Origin of the sequence: Pararobbsia alpina, from assembly GCF_902859895.1 — a bacterium.
Taxonomy (GTDB): Bacteria; Pseudomonadota; Gammaproteobacteria; order Burkholderiales; family Burkholderiaceae; genus Pararobbsia; species Pararobbsia alpina.
Window position 1 is genome coordinate 19277 of sequence record NZ_CADIKM010000032.1, and the last position, 21239, is coordinate 40515.

Annotated in this window: 23 protein-coding genes; 1 reads left to right on the forward strand and 22 read right to left on the reverse strand. The window is 62.0% G+C overall.

Annotated features, from left to right (window positions below):
* Positions 1-2: 2 nt before the first annotated feature.
* The 13 genes from hypE to HV670_RS22625 all read right to left on the reverse strand — a co-directional run bounded on the left by hypE (position 3) and on the right by HV670_RS22625 (position 12550).
* A complete protein-coding gene (gene hypE / locus HV670_RS22570; RefSeq protein ID WP_175107236.1) occupies positions 3-1049 on the reverse strand; it encodes a hydrogenase expression/formation protein HypE in 1047 nt (348 codons plus the stop codon).
* Entirely contained in the window at positions 1046-2230 is a 1185-nt protein-coding gene (gene hypD, locus HV670_RS22575) for a hydrogenase formation protein HypD (RefSeq protein ID WP_175107237.1), read from the reverse strand. The genes hypE and hypD overlap by 4 nt, the downstream gene beginning before the upstream one ends.
* Complete coding sequence (locus HV670_RS22580; RefSeq protein WP_175107238.1) at positions 2227-2928, reverse strand: D-sedoheptulose-7-phosphate isomerase; 702 nt, start codon at positions 2926-2928, stop codon at positions 2227-2229. The genes hypD and HV670_RS22580 overlap by 4 nt, the downstream gene beginning before the upstream one ends.
* Positions 2921-3250, reverse strand: coding sequence for a HypC/HybG/HupF family hydrogenase formation chaperone (locus HV670_RS22585; protein ID WP_175107239.1), 330 nt, complete (start codon positions 3248-3250; stop codon positions 2921-2923). Before HV670_RS22585 ends, HV670_RS22580 begins: the two co-directional genes overlap by 8 nt.
* Positions 3241-5655, reverse strand: a complete 2415-nt coding sequence (gene hypF / locus HV670_RS22590) for a carbamoyltransferase HypF (RefSeq protein WP_175107240.1) — start codon at positions 5653-5655, stop codon at positions 3241-3243. Before hypF ends, HV670_RS22585 begins: the two co-directional genes overlap by 10 nt.
* 10 nt (positions 5656-5665) lie before the next feature.
* Positions 5666-5770, reverse strand: coding sequence for a DUF6893 family small protein (locus HV670_RS32300; protein ID WP_425511455.1), 105 nt, complete (start codon positions 5768-5770; stop codon positions 5666-5668).
* On the reverse strand, positions 5767-6330 hold the full coding sequence (locus tag HV670_RS22595) for a hydrogenase maturation protease (RefSeq protein ID WP_175107241.1): 564 nt from the start codon (positions 6328-6330) through the stop codon (positions 5767-5769). The genes HV670_RS32300 and HV670_RS22595 overlap by 4 nt, the downstream gene beginning before the upstream one ends.
* On the reverse strand, positions 6327-7733 hold the full coding sequence (locus tag HV670_RS22600; RefSeq protein ID WP_175107242.1) for a hypothetical protein: 1407 nt from the start codon (positions 7731-7733) through the stop codon (positions 6327-6329). The genes HV670_RS22595 and HV670_RS22600 overlap by 4 nt, the downstream gene beginning before the upstream one ends.
* Positions 7730-8413, reverse strand: a complete 684-nt coding sequence (locus tag HV670_RS22605) for a DUF6084 family protein (protein ID WP_175107243.1) — start codon at positions 8411-8413, stop codon at positions 7730-7732. Before HV670_RS22605 ends, HV670_RS22600 begins: the two co-directional genes overlap by 4 nt.
* A complete protein-coding gene (locus HV670_RS22610) occupies positions 8406-9059 on the reverse strand; it encodes a DUF5947 family protein (protein WP_175107244.1) in 654 nt (217 codons plus the stop codon). Before HV670_RS22610 ends, HV670_RS22605 begins: the two co-directional genes overlap by 8 nt.
* Entirely contained in the window at positions 9056-9592 is a 537-nt protein-coding gene (locus HV670_RS22615; protein WP_175107245.1) for a NifU family protein, read from the reverse strand. The genes HV670_RS22610 and HV670_RS22615 overlap by 4 nt, the downstream gene beginning before the upstream one ends.
* Complete coding sequence (locus tag HV670_RS22620) at positions 9589-11415, reverse strand: nickel-dependent hydrogenase large subunit (protein ID WP_175107246.1); 1827 nt, start codon at positions 11413-11415, stop codon at positions 9589-9591. Before HV670_RS22620 ends, HV670_RS22615 begins: the two co-directional genes overlap by 4 nt.
* A gap of 76 nt (positions 11416-11491) precedes the next feature.
* A complete protein-coding gene (locus tag HV670_RS22625) occupies positions 11492-12550 on the reverse strand; it encodes an NADH-quinone oxidoreductase subunit B family protein (protein ID WP_175107247.1) in 1059 nt (352 codons plus the stop codon).
* A 52-nt stretch (positions 12551-12602) separates the two neighbouring features.
* On the opposite strand from HV670_RS22625, the gene HV670_RS31905 reads away from it, so the two are divergent.
* Positions 12603-12731: a hypothetical protein gene (locus HV670_RS31905; RefSeq protein ID WP_281362443.1), complete on the forward strand. Its 129-nt coding sequence runs from the start codon at positions 12603-12605 to the stop codon at positions 12729-12731.
* Positions 12732-13034: 303 nt separating this feature from the next.
* Here the strand turns inward: HV670_RS31905 and HV670_RS22630 are convergent, their stop codons facing one another.
* The 9 genes from HV670_RS22630 to HV670_RS22670 form a co-directional block, all read right to left on the reverse strand.
* Complete coding sequence (locus HV670_RS22630) at positions 13035-14105, reverse strand: MBL fold metallo-hydrolase (protein ID WP_175107274.1); 1071 nt, start codon at positions 14103-14105, stop codon at positions 13035-13037.
* A 43-nt stretch (positions 14106-14148) separates the two neighbouring features.
* A complete protein-coding gene (locus HV670_RS22635) occupies positions 14149-15054 on the reverse strand; it encodes a LysR substrate-binding domain-containing protein (protein WP_175107248.1) in 906 nt (301 codons plus the stop codon).
* A gap of 153 nt (positions 15055-15207) precedes the next feature.
* Positions 15208-15777, reverse strand: coding sequence for a BPSL1445 family SYLF domain-containing lipoprotein (locus HV670_RS22640; RefSeq protein WP_175107249.1), 570 nt, complete (start codon positions 15775-15777; stop codon positions 15208-15210).
* A 186-nt stretch (positions 15778-15963) separates the two neighbouring features.
* Complete coding sequence (locus HV670_RS22645; RefSeq protein ID WP_175107250.1) at positions 15964-16548, reverse strand: PqiC family protein; 585 nt, start codon at positions 16546-16548, stop codon at positions 15964-15966.
* Positions 16548-18167: a PqiB family protein gene (locus HV670_RS22650; RefSeq protein ID WP_425511456.1), complete on the reverse strand. Its 1620-nt coding sequence runs from the start codon at positions 18165-18167 to the stop codon at positions 16548-16550. Before HV670_RS22650 ends, HV670_RS22645 begins: the two co-directional genes overlap by 1 nt.
* A complete protein-coding gene (locus tag HV670_RS22655; protein ID WP_175107251.1) occupies positions 18148-18315 on the reverse strand; it encodes a hypothetical protein in 168 nt (55 codons plus the stop codon). The genes HV670_RS22650 and HV670_RS22655 overlap by 20 nt, the downstream gene beginning before the upstream one ends.
* Positions 18316-18490: 175 nt before the next feature.
* Positions 18491-18877, reverse strand: a complete 387-nt coding sequence (locus HV670_RS22660; protein WP_175107252.1) for a response regulator transcription factor — start codon at positions 18875-18877, stop codon at positions 18491-18493.
* Positions 18878-19033: 156 nt separating this feature from the next.
* Entirely contained in the window at positions 19034-19663 is a 630-nt protein-coding gene (locus tag HV670_RS22665) for a response regulator transcription factor (protein WP_175107253.1), read from the reverse strand.
* 4 nt (positions 19664-19667) lie between these two features.
* Complete coding sequence (locus HV670_RS22670) at positions 19668-20759, reverse strand: PAS domain-containing sensor histidine kinase (RefSeq protein WP_175107254.1); 1092 nt, start codon at positions 20757-20759, stop codon at positions 19668-19670.
* Between the last annotated feature and the right edge of the window lie 480 nt (positions 20760-21239).

Consider the following 21239-nt stretch of genomic DNA (forward strand, 5'->3'; position numbering starts at 1 on the left):
CGCTAACAGATCCGGGGTAATTGCTCCCCTACCAGCATGTCGACGATCCGCTGTCCGCCAAAGCCCGTGTGCAGCACCACGATTCCCGCGGGTTGCGCGACGACCTCGCCGATCACCCCTGCGTGCCTGCCGGCCGGATGGGCATGCATCGCCGCGAGCACGCGCTCAGCGGCGTGCGCGGGCACCACCGCGACCAGCTTGCCCTCGTTGGCCAGATAGAGCGGATCGAGCCCAAGGATCTCGCACGCCCCCTTCACTTCTTCGCGGATCGGCAACGCGGCTTCATGGATGCGGATCGCGACGCCCGAGGACAATGCGAACTCGTTCAGCACCGTCGCCACGCCGCCACGCGTTGCGTCGCGCATGCAGTGAATGTCCTCACGCGTGTCCAACATGGCGGCAACCAGTGAGGCGAGCGGTGCACAGTCGCTTTCAATATCGGACTGCAAGGCGAGTTGCTGCCGGGCGACCAGGATGGCCGTACCGTGATCGCCAAGAAAGCCATTGACGATCACCACATCGCCCGCTTGCGCACGGCGCGCGGAAATACTCACGCCAGCCGGCACGACGCCGACGCCTGCCGTATTGACGAACAACTTGTCCGCGCAGCCACGTTCGACGACCTTGGTGTCGCCCGTGACGATCGACACGCCGGCTTCGATCGCGACGCGTTGCATGCTCGCCGCGACGCGACGCAGGATATCGACGGCCAGCCCTTCCTCGATCACCATCCCGCACGACAGGAAAAGGGGTTTCGCGCCCGACATGGCGAGGTCGTTGACCGTGCCCGATACCGCCAGCGTGCCGATATCCCCGCCTGGGAAGAACAAAGGGTCGACCACGTAACTGTCGGTCGTGAACGCGAGCCGGTCGCCATGCCGCACGAGATCCGCGAGCGGGAATACGGCCTGGTCCTCGAGTGCGGCGAGTGCGGGATTGTCGAAGGCCATGACGAACACGTCCTCGATCAGCTCGCGCATCGCCCGGCCGCCACTGCCGTGCGCGAGGTTGATCGTGGTGTCCCGCAGCCTGCCGAGCCGGTCGTTCATGCCCCTACTCCCTGCCCAAGCGCGTGCGACGCATCCGTAGCATGGGCGAACAGCGCCGAGGTATCGATGCGCGCATAGCGATAGTGCGCCGCGCACGCGCCTTCGCTCGATACCATCAGCGAACCGAGCGGCGTCTGCGGGGTGCATGCGGTGCCGAAAACCTTGCACTGCTGCGGCTTGATGACGCCCTTGAGCACTTCTCCACATTGGCACGATTTCGGATCGGCAATCTTCAAGTTCGCCACGGGAAACTTGCGCTCGGCATCGAACGCGGCGAATGATTCGCGGATCCGCACGCCCGAATGATCGATCGATCCGAGTCCGCGCCATTCGAAAAACTCGCGCAACTCGAACACCTGCTGGATTGCCGACAGCGCCTGCGCATTGCCATCCTCCGGCACGATGCGGCCGTACTGGTTCTCCACTTCGCAGCGGCCATCGGCAATCTGCCGCAAGACCATCCACACGGATTGCAGCACGTCGAGTGGTTCAAAGCCGGCTATCGTGATCGGCCGCCGATAATGCTCCGCGATGAACCGATACGGCCTCGTGCCGATCACCATGCTGACGTGTCCCGGTCCGAGAAAGCCATCCAGATGCAGGTCGGGTGAATCGAGAATGGCCTTGATCGTCGGGATGATCGTGATGTGGTTGCAGAACAGCGAGAAATTGCGGATACGCTCCGCATGGGCCTGCAGCACGGTCATCGCCGTGCTCGGCATGGTGGTCTCGAAACCCAGCCCGAAAAAGATCACTTCACGGTGTGGATTCTCGCGTGCAATTGCCAGCGCATCGAGCGGCGAATAGACCATACGCACGTCGGCACCGTCGGCCTTTGCCTTGAGCAGGCTTTTACGGGAGCCTGGCACGCGCATCGCGTCGCCGAAGGTCGTGAAGATCACTTCGGGCCGCTCGGCAAGCGCAACGCAGTCGTCCACGCGCCCCATCGGCAGCACGCAGACGGGACAACCAGGGCCATGCACGAATTCGACCTCGGGCGGCAGCATCTGGTGAATCCCGTACCGGAAAATGGAATGCGTGTGGCCGCCGCACACTTCCATGATCTGCAGCGGCCGTTGCAGGCCGCCACGTTCGCGTACGATCCGCTCGACCAGCTGGTGGATTGCATATGTCAGTGTGCGCGCCTTCTCCGGATCGCGAAACTCATCGACGTATTTCATGATGCATGCTCCGATGCATCGCGAACGGCGAGGCTGCCTCGCTCGTCAGCCAGCAAGGTATGGACGAGGTCCCACAGGATGTGATAAATCGCGACGTGAGTTTCCTGGATACGGTGAATGCTGTCGCTCGGTACCACGAGGCAATGGTCGAGCGCGCCCTGCGCGGCCATCCTGCCGCCGTCATGCCCCGAGAGGCCGATTGTCGTCACGCCCATCTCGCGCGCCTTCTCGAATGCGGCGAGGAGGTTCTCGGAATTGCCGCTCGTCGATACACCGATCAGGCCGTCGCCACGCTGCGCCTGCGCCACCAGTTGCCGCACGTAGATATGCGCGAAGCCGACGTCGTTGCCGACCGCTGTCATCATCGCGGTATCGGCGACGAGGTTGATCGCAGCGAGTGCGGGACGCCCCGCCGTTATCGGGTGCAGAAACTCGACCGTGATATGCGCGGCGTCGCAACTGGAACCGCCGTTGCCCATCGCAAAGAGCTTGCCGCCATGACGATACACATCCGCGATCGCGTGCGCGACGGCAACCACCGCGGTGGCATTGTGTGCGAAGAAGGCACGCTTGGCGTCGACGCTCGCCGACGCCTTCTGCGCGACCGATTCGAGCAGCGCGGCATCGAGTTTTGCCGGGTCCTGACGCTCGCCATGCAGGAATGGATAAAGGCCCTGCAATGCCTGATGTTCAGTCATCACGCGCTCCGTTGCGCCTGTCGGCGCTGTACGCCACCGGGGCTTCCCCGCCGCCTTCCATCATGGCGGCCAGCTCCGCCTGTGCCTCGCCGAGCTCGCGCAGCAGCGCGAGCGTACGGTGGGCTTCGGTCTCGTCAAGACGACTCATCGCGAAACCGACATGCACCAGCACCCAGTCACCGATGCACGCGGCGGGTGGCCGGTCGTCCTCGACCACGAAGGCAATGTTGATGACTCGCCGTACCCCGCCGACCTCGACGAGTGCAAGGTTTTGGTCCGCGTCGTGAATCTCGATGATCTGCCCCGGGATGCCTAGGCACATGACGTACTCCATGGTGACGCAGGCGCCGGCACAAGTGCGCGCGCGGCGGCAATCGCGGCCTGCCCCAGCGCGATGCCGCCGTCGTTCGCCGGCACCAGGCGATGCTGCAGGACTGTCAGGCCACACGCGGCAAGGCGCGCGGCGAGTTGTTCGACGAGTACGCGGTTTTGCATGACGCCGCCGGAAAGCGCCACGATGCGCACCGCCGTGGGGGCGAGCAAACGCTGCGTCATTCGTACGATGGCAATCGCGAGCCCCTTGTGAAAACGCGCGGCCATCGACGGCACAGGCGTCGCGCGCCGCAAGTCTTCGAGCATCACCAGCCACATCGGCCGAGGGTCGATCAAAAGCGGGCCTCCCGTGTCCACGATGCCGAACGGATAGGCCTGTGCGTCGTCTTCGTCGTGGAGTGTGCGTCTGTCGATTCGTGCTTCGAGTTCAATCGCGGCCTGTCCTTCGTATTGCGCCCGTTCGCGGCACACGCCGAGCGCCGCCGCGAAGGCGTCGAACAGACGTCCCGTCGAACTTGCCGTTGGACTATTGATGCCCTTGTCGATCATCTGATCGATCAGCGCGAGCGGCCGCGCAGCGAGAAAATCATGAAGCTCGAGTGTCGCGTACTCTGCCGCGAAGCGCGGCCAGCCGAGGCTCGCGCGCAGATGGGCGTAGGTGTTGCGCCACGGTTCGTCGATCGCGCGTGCACCGCCCGGCAGCGCGGCGGGAGCGAAGCTCGCCAGGCGCCGATACCCCGCATAGCCGCCCAACAGAAATTCGCCTCCCCACAATGCCTGGTCGTCGCCCATGCCCAGACCGTCGAGCACGATGCCGAGAACATCGATGCCCAAGCCGATATCGTTTTCCGCCAGGCAAGCGGCGAAATGCGCGTGATGGTGCTGAATCCCGGCAAGCGGCAAACGCCGCTGGCGTGCGATATCGAGACCGAGCTTGCGCGACAGATACTCCGGATGCAGGTCAACCGCGATGAGCGACGCATCGTGTTCGAACAGATGCTGGTAACGAGACAGCGCCTTCGCATAGTCGCGATACGTCTCGCCGTTCGCGAGTTCACCGATGTGATGCGAGAGGATGGCCTCACCATTGCGCAGCAGGCAGAACGTGTTCTTCTGCTGCGCACCCATGGCGAGTATCGGCGGCGCGGCCGCGAAATCCTTGGGCATGCGCAGCGGCGCGGGGGCATAACCGCGCGAGCGGCGCAGCACTCGCGGGACATCGCCCACGACTCGTGCGACGGAATCGTCGACCCGCCGCGCGATGTCCCGGTCGTGCATCAGCAGTGCGTCGGCCATGCCCGCGAGGCGTGTGCGAGCATCCGCGTTGTCGATGCATTGCGGCTCGTCCACAAGATTGCCGCTGGTCAGCACGATCGGATCGTCAAACGAGTGCATGATCAGATGGTGCAGCGGGGTTGAGGGGAGCATGAAACCGAGCGTTGCGATTCCCGGCGCCACACCGGGGAAGTATTCATTTCTATCGTCGCTGCGTATCGCCATGATGACGATCGGTCCGGCCGCGCAGGTGAGCAAGGCCTTGTCTGCGTCGCTGACCACGCAATAACGCTCGATCATCGATACGCCACTCGCGAGAAGCGCAAAGGGCTTGCGCTCGCGATGCTTCAGCGCACGCAATCTCGCGACGGCAGCATGATCGGCCGCGGCGCACGCTAGCTGGAAGCCTCCAAGCCCCTTGATCGCGACAATCTTCCCGTGCTTGATGTACTGGCACGCGGCCTGAACCGGATCACCCGGTGCCAGCGAACCGTCGGATCGCTCCAGCCATAGGTGGGGACCGCAGGCCGGGCAGGAAACCGGCTGCGCATGAAAGCGTCGATCAGCCGGATCGTCATACTCACGGCGGCACGCCTCACATAGCGGGAATGCCGCCATCGTCGTATTGGGACGGTCATACGGGATCGCTTCGACAATCGACAGGCGCGGCCCGCAATGCGTGCAGTTCGTGAACGCATAACGATAGCGGCGGCTCGATGGATCGAAAGTCTCCTCGATACACGCGCGGCACGTCACCGCGTCCGGCACCACGCCGGCACGCGCACGGCCGCCCGCGCTCGAGCCGATCCTGAACATACCCGCGATGGGCGGCGCATCGCGCAGTGCGTAACGTTCGATCGAATCGATTCGCCCTAGTGGTGGACAAGCGCTGCGCAAGCCCGCGACAAAACCGTCGAGGGTCGCCGCATCGGCCCATGCATGGATCAGCACGCCTTCGCCATCGTTGCACACGTCGCCGCTGACGCCGTGCTCGCGCGCCAGACGCCACACCGCGGGCCTGAAGCCCACGCCCTGCACCAATCCGCGCACGCGAATCGCTTCGCCCACCCGTGTCATGACGGGCGGCTCCTCGCGAACCGGTGGCGGGTACAGGCTCATCGCCGGCCCCTCACATATTGCGGATACGGATATAGCGGCGAAGATCCTTCAGGTTCGCCGCCACACCGATGATCAGCGCCGACAGAAACAGGTACTTCATTGCGTACTTCATCATCCTCTCCAGTGGTTTTGCGAGACAGGACCCCCATCGACTTCCGTGGCATGAGCCTGCATGTTCCCGATCATCGCCTCGATCATATCGACCGCCTCGCCGACAGCCGCCGCGACAGGCTCGCTGAGTCCCATGCGGCCCTCCCGCCCTTCTTCCGTACCAAAGGTGCCGGGTTCGCAGCCAATCAGCACGATGCGTCCGACCTTGCCGCCCATGGTTTGCACCGCCTGCAGCACCTGCGCCGGATCGAGATCGTGGGGTGAAAGCAGGACGGGCGGAACATCGTTTGCGCAATCGGCCTCAGCGTGCATTACGGAAGGGTCGATGACATACACGGTGCCTGGCGGCCCATCGCGATGAGTCGCGTCGACGAGGATGGCAAGGTCCACTCCATCGAGCAAGGCGTAATACAGATCGATCCCACAGATTCCAAAGTCGATTGCGCGCACGTCCGGCGGCCACTTGCCTGTCTGCCTGGCGTGCAGGCACCGCACGACCTCGACGCCGAAACCGTCGTCGCCGAGAAAAACATTGCCGACTCCCGCTACCAGGATCGACGTCATGACCGCCTCCCCTCGCGCAACGGCTCGATCTCATCCGGCGCAAAGAAGAAGCGATGTCCGGGCATTCGCTCGAGCCCGAAGTCACGACCGGGATCGCAGTCGATCGTCACGGCGACGTGAACGTGATCCTCGAAATCGCGTTCGATCGACTCAATCGTTGCGATCTGATCGCGCAAGGCGAGATCGAAGATGTCGGCGCGCGAGCGCGGATGCAGCACAACCCGCGAACCGACCTGCAAGGCCACGCCGTCGACATCGAGACGCGCGAGCCGCGGTTTGGCGTCGAGCTCGGCCCAAGGTGCCGCCTCACCCGGTAGCGAGCCGGCGTCGTGTGCCGTGTCATATGAAGGGTTTGTCCAAGCGGTCTGCGCGCGCACTTCGCGCAGGGTTCCGTGCAGTCGCTGCAACTCACCGGCCGACAGCTTTTCCGTCCGCTCGAGCAGTGCCCGTGAACGTTCGTCGCCGGCGGCCATCTCCCGCTTCTCAGCATCGGTCATGGCGAGGATACGCAGCGTCAGGATCTCGTCGATCTCGGTGGAGTCGAACAGATCGCCGGCGCTTTCCGGCGCAATCTGCGGGTAGTCGTAGAGAATGATCGGCGCCGCCAGCATCGTGTCGCGCTGCTCCGCGGAGCCGACCAGTACGGGCCACAAACCGATGCTACGGCAAGCCGCGACCGCTCCGGCCTGTTCGTCCGGTGGATCGATCGACGATATGAATACGGCGCCCTCCACGGCCAGTACGGCATGGCACGACAGCAGCGCGAACGCAGAGGCCGCATCGCGGTTCAAGCGCTGCGGATCCTCAACCGGTGTCACGTTGACCACCCGTACCGTGAGCCGGAACGTGCGGGCAGCGAGACGCGTTGCGCAACACTCGATACGGCCGTCAATCGCCTCCCGCGTGCGCACCAGTACGCCTTTCACGGGCCCCTCGGCTTCCCTCAGCGGTTCGACGGCGCGGCTTGCCGGCAGTGAGAACGGCAAACGCAGCCCCGCGACGCACAGTTCGCCGAGGGTCAGCCCTGGAACCTCGACATGGTGTTCACCGGCTTCCTGCCAGGCATCGAAACGCCGGCCATCAACTTCCAGCGATGCAATCGGCCGCGACGGAGGTTCGCTGCCACCCGGCCACGACGACACGGGGTCATCGAGTCTGCGCACGTCGCGCTCGATCAGATGCAGGAAGCAAGGCTGCACTGTGACGCGGGCCTCGTCAGCGCCTTCGATCACGCATTCTGTTTGCACCATTGACGGGTCGCTGCCGGACCAGTCTGCCCATTCACGTGGATAGACGCTGCCGAATGTCCAGCGCTGCCGGTTCTTGACCGACGATGCCCGGTAGGGATAAAGCATGTAGCCCTCGTACAGCACGGCCTGGACGACGCCGTCGATGGCATTCATGAGGCCTCCCTCGATACGGGTATTGCGTGTGCGGTGCCGGCACGGTCCAGCAATGCCATGAGCGAATCGTCCCAGCCGGTCAGCCCATGTTCGATCCTGTAACGCTCCATGCGCTCGAATACGTCGCGCTGCACACAAAGCCAGGCGCCGTTCGGGTAGTAGTAGTCGCGCATCGCGCGCCACGTCGCCACCGGCAGACGAAACGCCGCTTCCTTGTGCCAGGGCACGCGTGCGACCTGGAGCCTGCCGTCGCTCTCACGATAAAAAATCGTGCCGCTGAACTGCAGCATCAACGGAATCTCACCGTCTTCGAGCGCATCGAAATACTTGGCCGCCGCGACATTGAAGTCGAATGTGCATGGCACCGGCAAATCGATCGAACAGGTGTCGGAAAACGGAGGCACCGCCGCATTCGCGTGCGTCCACAACAAGGTCCGCACCGTCTGCCCCCAGCGCGACGGTACGCCAAAAAGTTCGGCGAGCCGAGCCTGATCGGCCGGTTGATAGCTGCGCCGCGTCGCTTCTATCTGGATCTGGCACTGCAGCGCGAGACTCGCGATCTCTTCGGGTGCACGTGCCGCGGCTTGCGTATTCGTCAGGCGCAGCTTGAACAACAGCAACGGCGACACCGAATGCAAGGCAACCTCCGCACCTTCGACGACAAAGTCAAGTTCAGGCATTCGCCCCCCCTTCCGACAAGCGCTCGCCCGCGTTCAACGCCGCGAAACACGCGTGAATCGCACGCCACGCATCCACGCCTCCGGACAATCCGCGCCAGCGCGCGCGGATCACGCCCGTGAGGGCGTAGCACTGGTCGATCGGCACTCGGAAATGCTCGCGCGCGCCTTCCACGCGGTTGACCAGCAGAGCTTCGACGTCGGGCTCGAGGGTCTCCAGGACGGGGTTATCGGCGACGAGACAATCCCAGGCGCCCAGATCGAGCGAGGACTGCATCGCGCCGGCCGCGCCCGGGTACATGGCGATCAGGCGTTGTGCCGCCGAATCCCGATAGAAGAATGCAATACCGATCGGAATAGCCAGGGCGTCCCATAGTTCGTCGCTGAGACGAAATCCATCGAGCCGGCTACCGTGTTCCGGCACGCGCCGATACCGGGCGTTCTGCTGGTTGCCGAACAGCAATGCACACGCGCGGCAGCAGCAACGCAGCGCGTGCGGTTCCAGTTCGACCAGATGCGGATGAACTGCGTCGAGCGGTTCGCCGCACAGCTCGCATGGCGTCGTGGCCGCTTGGCGGGTCAATGTGCGGATTGCGGCAACCCAGCCGCGTTGCGCCGTCGCGTGCGCGTTCACGTCGCGCGTATTCATGGTAGTGGTGTTGCGACAAACCGCAGCTCGTGAACGTTGACATCCGGCATCCCGTCGATCTCGACACGCGCGACATCCGGCGCGTGCTCGAAAATCGTTCGCTCGATATCGCCTTGCACCTGCGCAGGCGTGGCGTGCTTGCCGGTCAGCACGCCAGACAAGCGAACGCGCACGGCATCCTCGCGCGCATTGATCAGTTCGATCCTGAGGCCGTACGCGCCGAGCGACGCATGGAGACCCTCGACCGCATGGCGCACGCGATCAGCCAGATCCTGCGGGTGCAGGCCGTGCAGCAGCAACAACGCGGTGACCTGTTTATCCTGCATCAGCCTTTGGACGATCGGTCCGTCCGCGCCGTCCACCTCCGTCACGATCTCGGCGAGCCGGGCAAGCCCGCCCGCATGCAGTTCGAGCACTACCTGGAGCAGCGCCTGCGCGATATCGCGCCCACGCGTGTCCTCGAGTGCCGTCAGTGCTGCAATGAGTTCGTCGATGCGCCGTTGTTGCTCCTCGAGCACGCGCGCGTCGCTCATGAGTGCCCTCCCGGCTTCATGCCCTGCGGGATGCCGAAGGTCGGCGAATGCGCGACATCGACCGTCTTGCCATCCCCGACGTACATATGGACGCCGCATGGCAGGCAGGGATCGAAGCTGCGCACGGCGCGCATGATGTCGATGCCCTTGAACTTGTCAGGGCCATTCTCCTCGAAGATCGGTGTGTTCTGCACCGCGTCCTCGTAAGGCCCGGGCGTGCCGTAGATATCGCGCGGATTCGCATTCCACGGGGTCGGCGGATACGGATGATAGTTCGCAATCTTGCCGTCCCGAATGACAAGATGATGCGACAGCACGCCGCGCACGGCCTCGTGAAAGCCGCAGCCGATCGCTTCGTCGGGCACCTCGAACGGCGTGAAGGTGCGTGTGTGCCCCGCATGCAGTTCGGCCAGCGCCTTCTCGGCGAAATGCAATGCACAGGCAGCCGAGTAGGCCTGGAAGTAGGTCCGCGCGCGATCGCGCTCGATCGCGTTGCTCCACTTCGGAATCTTCCACTCGAACTCGACTTCCGGCTTCAGCGCTGTCTTCGGCAAATAGATCTTCACGCTGTGACCAGTCGCCTTCACGTAGCCGATATCCACCAGCCCCGCAAGCGCGGTCGTCCACAGCCGGGCGATCGGACCGCCGCCGGTATCGAGCGCAAGGTAATCGCCTGTGCGCTTGTCGAACCAGCGCGGCGACATCACCCACGTATAGTTGCCGTCGAACTTGCGTTTCTGCGGCCGCGGCAACGTAGTCTGGTTCCACGGATGCTTGCGATCGATCGGATTGCCGAGGGGATCCTGACGAACAAAGGTCTCTTCATGATCCCAGTCTTCGTAAAACGAACTGCCCAGCAGGATGCGGATGTTCAGATTGATCTCGACCAGATCCGTGGTCACCAGCTCACCGTCGACGACCACGCCCGGCGTGACGAACATGCTGCGGCCCCAGTCGGTCATCGACTGGTAGCGGTAGTCGCACACATCCGGGTCCTGGAACGAACCCCAGCACCCGAGCAGGATCCGTCTGCGGCCGACTTCCTCGTAGCCGGGCAGCGCCTCGTAGAAGAAGTCGAACAGGTCGTCATGAAGCGGCACGACCTTTTTCATGAACTCGACGTACTTCATCAGCCGCGTGATGTAGTCGGTGAAGAGCTGCACGGTCGGCACGGTGCCGACACCACCGGGATACAGGGTCGACGGATGCACGTGACGCCCTTCCATCAGGCAGAACATCTCCCGCGTATAGCGGCTCACATGCAAGGTCTCGCGATAGAACTCGCCGGTGAACGGATTCAGCGCGGTCATGATGTCCGCAATGGTCCGATAGCCGTGAATCTCCGCGTGTGGCGCGGCGCTCTGCTGCGCTTTCGCCCAGACGCCCGGATTCGTTTCCTTCACCATCTGCTCGCAGAAGTCGACCCCGACCAGGTTGTCCTGGAAGATGTTGTGGTCGAACATGTACTCGGCCGCTTCGCCGAGATTGACGATCCACTCCGCGATGTTCGGCGGTTTCACGCCATAGGCCATGTTCTGCGCATACACCGAGCAGGTCGCATGGTTGTCGCCGCAAATCCCGCAGATGCGGCTCGTGATGAAGTGCGCGTCGCGCGGATCCTTGCCTTTCATGAAGATGCTGTAGCCGCGGAAAATCGACGAAGTGCTGTAGCACTCCACGACTTTGCGTTGCTCGAAGTCGATCTTCGTATAGATACCGAGACTGCCGACGATCCGCGTAATCGGATCCCAGTTCATCTCGACGAGCTTGCCCGGCTGCGCCGTCGTGTCCGATTTCAAATCGGGTGCCGCAATATCCGCCATCACCGCCTCCTGATACGTCTGTCTCCGCGCAATGCCGCCCCACCATGAAGGGCATTCGCCTGTTTCGCGCCACGCTTCAGCGACTGTAGCCGGTCGTCAGTCGGGAACGGTTATGCCGCCATTTCGGCTCTTCATTGAGGGTCGAGTTGGTGAGCTTGCGAAGGCTGCGAATGAGGCCACCGTAAGACCTGATGAGATTCGACGATAGAACGGCACCGGGCGGCTGCTCCATGAAGGGCATGAACTTGTCCGGAAAGCCTGGCATCGTGCAGCCGATGCAGATTCCGCCCACGTTCGGACAGCCGCCGACGCCATTGATCCAGCCGCGCTTCGGTACGTTGCAGTTGACCACCGGCCCCCAGCATCCGAGCTTGACGATGCAGTTCGGCGTTCCATATTCCTTTGCGAACAATCCCTGCTCATATGAACCGGCCCGATCGCAGCCGTCATGCACGGTGCGCTGGAACAGCCACTTGGGTCGCAACGCGCCATCGAGGGGGATCATCGGTGCAAGGCCGGCCAGTTGATAGAGCAAGTACAGCAGCGTCTCCATGAAATTGTCTGGCTGGACCGGACATCCCGGGACGTTGACGATGGGCAAACCCGCTACCGATTTCCAGTTCCAGCCGAGATAGTCGGCCAGGCCCATGCAACCGGTGGGGTTCCCTTGCATCGCGTGAATCCCGCCATAAGTCGCGCACGTGCCGGCGCCAACGACGGCCAGAGCCCTGGGCGTCAGGCGATCGAGCCATTGGGGAATCGTGATGGGCTCCTGAGTCTTGGGATCGGTTCCCATCGCGGCCCAGTATCCCTCCCGATTGATTTTTTCATTCGGGATGGAGCCTTCGACGACCAGCACGAAGTTGTCCAGCTCTCCCCGCGCGGCCGCGTGGAAAGGAGCGAGAAATTCGTCACCGTTTTCATAGGCCAGCACAGGGTTGTGCAGATGGACCTTCGGCAATCCGGGAATCGCCCCAAGCAGCACGTCTTCGATGCTGGGCTGCGTCGCGGCCGTGATCGACACGGAATCGCCGTCGCAACCGAGGCCCGCGGTGATCCACAGAATGTGCACTTCCTGGAGGGCTGGGGCGCGCTGGGTCTTGCGGCCGTAGGGTATGGCGCTTGCCGGATCCATGGTGGAACCTCCTCGCCTGCAGGCGAATGTCTGAAGCCCCCAAGGAATAGCAATGCGCACTGCACCTGTGCCGACCGTGACAGGCGTTGCCTTGCGCGCAGGAATATTGTGGGTGATCGGCGAAACTCGCTACGATCTGCTTATTCGCCTTTCTTTCAAGCGCGTGTTTGAGCGGCTCTGAGGAGCGCCGCACGACACGTGCAAGCTTTTTTGGTCCTCTAAATATAGTTCGTAACCCAGACCAATCAATCGATTTCTTTAGAGGTTTTCCCGAACGCCGATTCTCCACCGGATATGCGCGAGAACCCCTTTAATCAGCGACGTTTGTCCTGGGTGCTCCGGTAGTTTGTACCTGAGAAAGGAGACCGGATCTGTGCATTTCGACCGCATTATTTCCATTCGCGAATATCACAAATGTCATTGCTTGGGTGTTTCCAGATTATTGACGTGGTCCTGAAAATCTCGAGCTGATGTGCGCGACGGGCTACACGCCACCGTTTTCGACGAGACGGCCTTCCGCACGCCAGCGGAGCATGCCGCCGGCGAGGTTGGCAACGTCCTCGAATCCTGATTTCCGAAGTATGACCGTGGCCTGCGCGGAACGACCGCCGGCCCGGCAGACCGTCACGATAGGACGTGCATGGGTCAGTTCAGCGGCGCGCCTGGCCAAATCGCCAAGTGAAATGAGCCTGGCCTCGGGAATGCGCCCCAGCGGTCCGTAGAACTCGTCCGACTCGCGCACGTCGATGACCTGAACTGAACGGAGGTTTTCCTCAAGCCATTGGGAATTGATTTCCCAGATACCCGCGAAGGTATACGTCAGCGGCGCCCATTCGGGCTGGGCCATCTGCGAGAGATCGTTCGAGGCGACGCCGCATTTCAGGTTTGCCGGCACCGCTATGTCGATCTGCTTTGGATGCGGCAGGCCCAGGTTCGTCACGTATCCGATGAAATCGTCTTCGCACAGATCACCGCCCAAGCGCGGATTGAAACGCCGCTCCTCACCCACGCTCGTGACCGTCAAACCGCGGTAATCGTGGGCCGGGTAGAGCAAGCATGTCTCGGGTAGCGTGAAGATCTGCTCGTGGATCGCACGGAACATCGCATGCGGGTCGCCATGCTGGAAGTCTGTCCTGCCCGTTCCCCTGATCAACAGACAATCGCCCGTCAATGCCATGGTTTCGTCATCGAGCACGAGGCTGATGCATCCACTCGTATGACCCGGTGTTGCGCGCACGACCAGATGCCGTGAGCCGAACTCACACCGGTCGCCATGGTTCAAATAGCGGTCCGCACCTTCGGCGCCGCTCGCAGCCGATATCGCAATCCGGCTACCCGTGCTGCGCTTGAGCAACCATGCGCCGGTCACATGATCGGCGTGGACGTGGGTGTCGATCGTGTAGCGCAGCTTCAATCGAAGTTCTTCAATCAGCGCGGTATCCCGGCGTACTTGTTCAAATACCGGATCGACCAGCACAGCCTCTCCTGTGGCGCCATCGGCAAGGAGATACGTGTAGGTCGATGATTGCTGGTCGAATAGCTGCCGAAAAATCAACATCATTTGCTCCCTCTCCCCTGTAGCCTAGAACAGGCCAGCGTTATAGGCCAGGCGAGTCACCCGCTTGCGTGCCGCTCGTGCGCAGCCAATCCACAAAATCTCTCATATGCGCCGGCTTGTCTGCATCCAGTGGCAAGAGGGCGTAGTAAGTCGAGCCCCGCGATGACAAGGCGGGAAACGGCCTGTCCAGCCGCCCGGCGGCGCAATCGGCCTGGAGGGTGGGAAACGGTCCGATGCCAAAGCCAAGACCGTCGATCGCGGCCTGCAAGGTCACGAAGTAATGATCGAACCGCAAGGTTCGGCCCGCTCGGAGCGCGGGTCGATGAGCGGCTTCGAGCCAGGCCTCCCAATCTCCGGGCCGTGTCTCGGTAGTCAGCCAGTTTTCGGAGGCCAATTGCTCAACGGCCGTGATACCGGATCGGGCAATAAGCGCCGGACTTGCTATGACGGTATTGCGTTCTTCAAATAGCGCCCATGCCTGAAACTGTCCATCGGCGGGTACATATCGACGGATCGCCAAGTCGAAGCTACCTAAAAGCGCAGGCTCCGTCGACAAAACGGTGGAGATGCGAACGTCTATATTCGGATGCGTGGCAGCGAACAGGGTCAGCCGGGGAATCAGCCAGCGCATCGCGAACGTCGCCGACACGCTCACCCGGATGACCTTCAAGTGCCGGCTCTTTCCATAGCGCTCTGCCGCGTCCGCGATGTGATCGAATGCCGCGCTGACCTCGCGGGCCAGCGCCCGGGCATGCGCAGAGGCGGTCATGCTCTGCCCTTCGCGCACAAAAAGCGGTTGCCCCAACCAGTCTTCAAGAATGGCCATATGACGACTGACGGCGCCATGCGTGAGATTCAGTTCGCGCGCAGCAGCCGAGTAGCTGCCGGCTCGCGCAGCCACTTCGAAAACACGCAATGCATTGAGAGGCGGAAGCTTGTGCCGCATAGGTGAGTTTTTCTAACAGTTGACGACGAAATGTCCGCGCTGTGTGAGCAGAGTAATCATTTTACTCCGCCTAACTCACCACCAAAGAACGTTTATGGATCGTTCGCTCCCCGGGCCAGCAGTATCCGGAACGGCACCCGCCTGTCTGAACCCTTAGAGATCGAGCTTGCTGACCTTCGTACCCTCCAGCGTGGCATTGGCCATCAATCCGGCATTGGTGACCACGAATCCGATGATCTCGCCAGTGGCAGTACTCGTATCAACGTTGCCATTCGTGCCGACTTTGACCAAGGCCACCGATCCATCGACGCCAGCAGTCCAGCCTTTGCTATTGCGAAATTTATCGAGCGACGTCTTTGTCATGAACATGACGATCACTGCCTTGGATTGCGCCCCGATCTGCAATCCGAATGATCCAGTCGTGGTGCTGTAGTACCCGACCGTTTGACCCGCGACGCGCAGGGCACCCTCGCCATATTCCGCTCCGACGACCAGGCCCGCGGCGATCACATTGGGGAATACGAGAATCCCCTGCGCCTTTGCGGCAAGCTCGTTCGAACCCCTTGCCGATGCATAGAGCTTGTTCAGCGAACTGTCGACCCCCGCATCGATCTCCCGGCGCTTGCTCGCGGGATCGGTTTTCGAACCGGTGGTCGTAGTGCAGCCGGAGATCGCCAGCACTAGCGCAACGGCGGACAGCGATGTAAAGCTACGGCGTTCCATGATGGTGCTCCTCAGCGAGATGGACTTGCATACCGACGTCGACTACGAATGCGACGACTGGTGCCAACGTCAGGCCACGTACTACTCCGAAAAATAAAACATCGACCAGAGACTCTTCCTGCCGCGTCCTCCGCGACGCGCTTCTGCTGCCGGCCAAACCCGGTCACCAAGCTTGCCCGCACGCACTCAGGACGCGGATGCCGTGCTGATTGCGGCGCCGATTTCGCCGCTGACGATGGCGAGGGCCTTGCTCCACGCCGCCACCAGGGCATCGTAATCGGCGCTGGCACAAGGCTCGCGTACCGTGGTTCGTCCAGATAGCGGCGATCCTTTCCCGGTGACCGACACCGACCACACCACATCGACCGTGACCGCATCGCCGGGAGCCGCATCGAAACGCTGCACGTCCAGCCGCACGCGCCAGACCGTGGCATCACCCGCCATCGGAGATGCGGAGACGCGTGCGCTGTTCAGTATCTGTGCAAGATCGCCGGCGACCACGCGGGGGATCTGTCTCTTCAGCGGTTCTGCCCAACGCGCGAATTCATCGATATGGACCTGATTGGCACCGGTGCTCACCACGATCTGAGGCCGGTCGACGAGTTCAGGCACCGTAACCGATCCGACCACGACGGTGAGCTGCGTAACGGGACGCGCATTCTCGCCTGGCGCCTCCTGGCTCAATGTGTAAAAGCTTGCGTTTTGCGTGGTGCAGCCAACCAGGGTGGCGGCAGCAAGCGTGACGACCAGGGGTAAGTATTGGCGGCGCATCACTTGCTGTCCCCCGGTTTGCCGCGAATCAGCGCTTCGGGATGACGTTCAAGGTAGTCCGCCAAGGTGCGGAAAGCGGCTGCGGTACGCGCGAGCTCCTGCATCGCATCGGCGGTGCTGGCCTGCACCGCGGTGTCAGGCTGCAATGCGTTGTTTGCCGAGTTGAGCGCGGTCTGCGCCGCAGCCAGCGTCTGCAGGGCCTGTGGCGCGACTTCCTTGTCGAGCCGCTTGACCAGCATGTCCGCATCGCGCAGCGTCTGACGGGCATCGTTGCCGATTCCCTCGAACGGGATCTTGTTCAGCTTGGCGACGAGCGTAGTCACCGAGTCCTGCAATGACTGCAGTCCGCCAGGCACGGTGGGCATCTCGGGGGGACTCGTGTTCCAGTTCATCGTTGCTTTGGGCGCGTTCGGGAACAGGTCAAGTGCAATATAGCGCTGGCCAGTGAGAAGGTTTGCGGTGCGCAACTGTGCACGCAGACCATGCTCGACCAACCATTGAGCAAGTTGTCGACGATCCCCTGCGACCCTGCCTCCGGGTTCGCCCGCTGTATAGCGCGACGTGAAGCGTTCCGGATAGAAACGCACCTCGACGGGAATGCTGAATTGCCGGGTGACCCGGTCAAACCGTGTATGGATCGCTGCGACCTCGCCCACCTCGATGCCGAGGAAATCGAGCGGTGCACCCACGGTCAATCCCCGCACCGACTCCTTGAAATTGAGCACATACGTATCGACAATGCGTTCGTGGCGCCTCATCGCCTCTGCGCGGTCATGAAACAGCGTGAATACCGTGTGCATGTCTGCCTGCGGTTGATCGGCCGTATCGTCCGGCGTCCGGAACGCAAGTCCACCGATCAGGATAGCCACCAGCGATTCCGTGTCGACCTTCACGCCGCTCGTGTCGAGCGACACGTTGATACCGCTGGCCTGCCAGAAACGCGTGTCCGGCTTCACGTAGCGGTCATAAGGTGCGTTCACGAAGACATGCATCGTTACACCCTTTCCGTTCGGGTCGAGCTCGTACGACGTAATCTGGCCGACCTGCAACCGTCGGTAGTAAATGGGGGAGCCAACATCGAGCGAGCCGATATCCTCACCCTTCAACACGAACTCCCGGCCCGGCACACCGGTCGCGATAACAGGCGGTGTCTCCAGGCCCTTGTAATGTTGGCGCGCCTTCGTCGCGGCTCCCACATCCATGCCAATGAAGGATCCGGAGAGCAAGGTGCCGATGCCCGACACGGTGCCCCCGGAGATGCGCGGGCGCACCACCCAGAAACGCGTGTCGTCCACCAGCAGCGACGTCGCATCCTTGGAAAGCTCGGCGGTGGCGACCACGCCGCGGTGGTCGCCAGAGAGCGTGACGCTTTTGACCATACCGATGTCGACATTCTTGAACTTGATCTTCGTTTTGCCCGCCTCGATCCCCTCGCCTGTCTCGAAGCTGATCGTAATCGTCGGCCCCTGCTCCAGGATGGCCTTGACGGCGAGCCAGCCGCCAATCAGCACGGCAATGAGCGGCACCAGCCACACGATCTGCATGCGCCCGCGCGAGCGCGGCGCGGCGGTGGCCTCGGGGATATCGGACCGCTCCGACTCACCAGGAGGTCTGGACACGATCGTCCTCCGTCGCGTCCTGGATCAGGCGCTGGTCGAGCGACAGGGTCGCGAACCTCGTCAGCACCACCACCACGCCGAACGCAACAGCGACCGAGCCGGCTGCGAGTACATTGAACTGGCAGGCATTAAGACGTCCAGCGGTCATGACGTTTGCTCCGACATTCTGCGTCTCGGCTCGAGAGCCGGCGTGATGTGTCGCGTGACAGCCCCTTCTCGCGCGTCTTCGCCAGCCAGCGGGTGACCATGGCATTATTGGATGGCGCGCCACTCGATAACAATTGGCCTTTGGTCCAATACGGGATCGACGCCACATGCACCGGCTATGACCGCCCTCCCTCCTCGAGCGCCGTGCGTATGGTCTTGATGAACAGCTCGTCGTCGAATGGCTTTTGCAAAAAGGCCACAGCCCCGCCTGCGAGTGCCTGCTCGCGCACCCCAATGTCATCATGAGCCGTGATAAAAATGACCGGCGTGCCGCTACCGGACAGACGCCGCTGAACCTCCAGTCCATTAAGCCCGGGCATTTGCACATCGAGAATGATGAAGTCGGGGCGATAGGACGGCATGGACGACAGGACGTCGAGAAACACGTCGCCGCTTGCGAACGTTTCGGCCGCGATGCCGATGGAGCGCAGGAGTCTCTTGATCGCTCGACTCACCGATTCATCGTCATCGACGACGACAACGAATCGTTTGGGTTTTCCCATTGCAGGTAGTCCGGTGCCGGGAATGCAGAGGTAAAGCACCCCCAAGATTCATAGACTACGAGCCGTGGCACGATACGGCTATTGGACCTTGGTCCTGTGCGAAGGCCGGTACGCGGAGCGCCGGACCGGACCGGCGCTGGATGGCCCAGGCTCAGCTTAACTGTGCATATCGGCAGGAGCGCCGAGACCGATTCTGTCCGCGACGCGGACGAGCTGAGCCAGTGACGTGACCTCCATCTTCGCCATCACGCGCGCGCGATGGGCCTTGATTGTCTTTTCGACCGTACCCAGGTCGCCCGCCACCTGCTTGTTCAGACGCCCGGTCACGACAAGCGCCATCACTTCGCGTTCGCGAGGCGTCAGCCGCCCGAGGCGGCAATGGATCGCGTCCAGTTCACACTGGATGGTGTAGGCCTGGACCGCACGCTCGAGCGCCTGTTCAACCGCACGAAGCAGATCGGTATCGCGCACCGGCTTGGGCAGGAAATCGGTCGCTCCTGCCTTCATCGCGTCCACGGTCATGGAAATGTCGCCGTGCCCTGTGATGAAAACAATCGGCAGCGTCGCGTCCAGTTCACGCTGGAGTTCCAGACCATTCAGATCCGGAAGTTGAATGTCGAGTACGACGCACGCAGGACAGGTATAGGCCTGCACCCTGTCGAGAAAAGCCGATGCGGAACCGAACGTTTCCACGCAGTAGCCGGCGGACTTGATCAGACGACCCAGCGCTCGGCACACAGACTCGTCATCATCGACGACAAACACTTGCAGTCGGGAATCTGTCATGGCCCTATCGCGACTCGTCCCGGTCCGTCGAATGTCCGGCGGGCAAGGTGACATGGAACGTCGCGCCTCGATCAACGTTGTTTTCGGCCCAGAGCCGCCCGCGGTGCATGTCGACAATGGATCGGCTGATCGACAATCCGAGACCGAGGCCTTGGGGCTTTGACGTAAAGAACGGCTTGAAGATCTTGTCGAGCCTGTCGGCGGTCAGTCCGTGGCCGCAATCGCGAACGGCGATGCTCACCATGTCATCGTCCTCGGATTTGAGCGTGACGCAGACGGTTCGATCGCTCGGCGACACATCGCTCATCGCATCGAACGCGTTGAGCAACAGATTGAGCACGACCTGCTGGAGTTGCACCTTATCACCGCGCACCGGTGGCAGATCACCAACGACATGGAGTGTCACACGTGTTTCGCGCAAAATCGCGTCGCTATGCACGAGAAAGATAACGTCGCGAATGACTTCCGCAAGATGAAGTGGTGCAACCTCCAGATCCCCCTTCTTGACGACCGCGCGAATGCGTCGTATCACTTCGCTTGCGCGGTAGTCATCCTGCACGATGTCATTCAAGATTTCGCGCACCTCGGGAAGATCGATGGGGTCAGCCGCCATGAAGCGCTGCGCGGCCTGCACGTTGCTCAGAATTGCAGTCAGCGGCTGGTTGAGTTCATGAGCCAACGATGAGGCCAGTTGACCCATGGTCGACACACGTGTCAGATGCGCCAGGTCCTGTCGGTTACGACGTAGTTCATATCGATCGGTTCTGTCAATGATGGACGCGAGCGTGAGGTCGTCTCTCTCGCCGTCGCCGAAGCGAAACGCATTGAGCCCGATCGCGACACGAATCTCCGTGCCGTCCTTGTGCCGTGCAGACAGCTCGTGCAAGGGCATGGCATCGCTGGACTCCGGCAAAGTATGTGGGGCTGACCCAAGGGGGGCATTGCTGTTGAACCGCAGATCAGGCACCAGCAGATCGACTGGCTTCCCGATCAGTTCGTCGCACTCATACCCGAACAGCTTCGCGGTTTGCTGATTGGCCGTCACCATCAGGCCACGCTCGCCAATCATCACGATCGCAAATGGCAGTCGTGCCATGACCTCGCGAATACAACGCGCGCCGCTTGCCCGTTCAGCAGCGCCGGTATCATTCCCCTCGATGCCCGTCAGCCGTTTGTCAATGCCATCGAACCATCGTCGAAACGTCCTGGCAGAAGCACTGGCGCCCGTCACTATCCCTGATATGAATGCACGCCACGTATACGGCGCAACGACTCCTGACGGACCAAGACTGGCGATGGATGCTTCAGCCCGCTGCTGACGCGTTGGCGTCATCAGTAACCACAAGATAATTGCCGTTTCCAGAACGACAACGACTGGCATCACGATACTCATGGGCGGCTTCCTCGCAAAAGCTGGCACCGAGAGATGGACTGACAGAAAGGTGTCCTGGAGTTCGATGGAACGCGACGGTCCTTGATCAAAGGCTAGCGGCCCGGAAGAAAGCAAATAGTAAGTTGATGTTAGTACGCCGCCGGACAGTTGTAAACGTCGCGTACCCGCATGGGTTCACGCCCC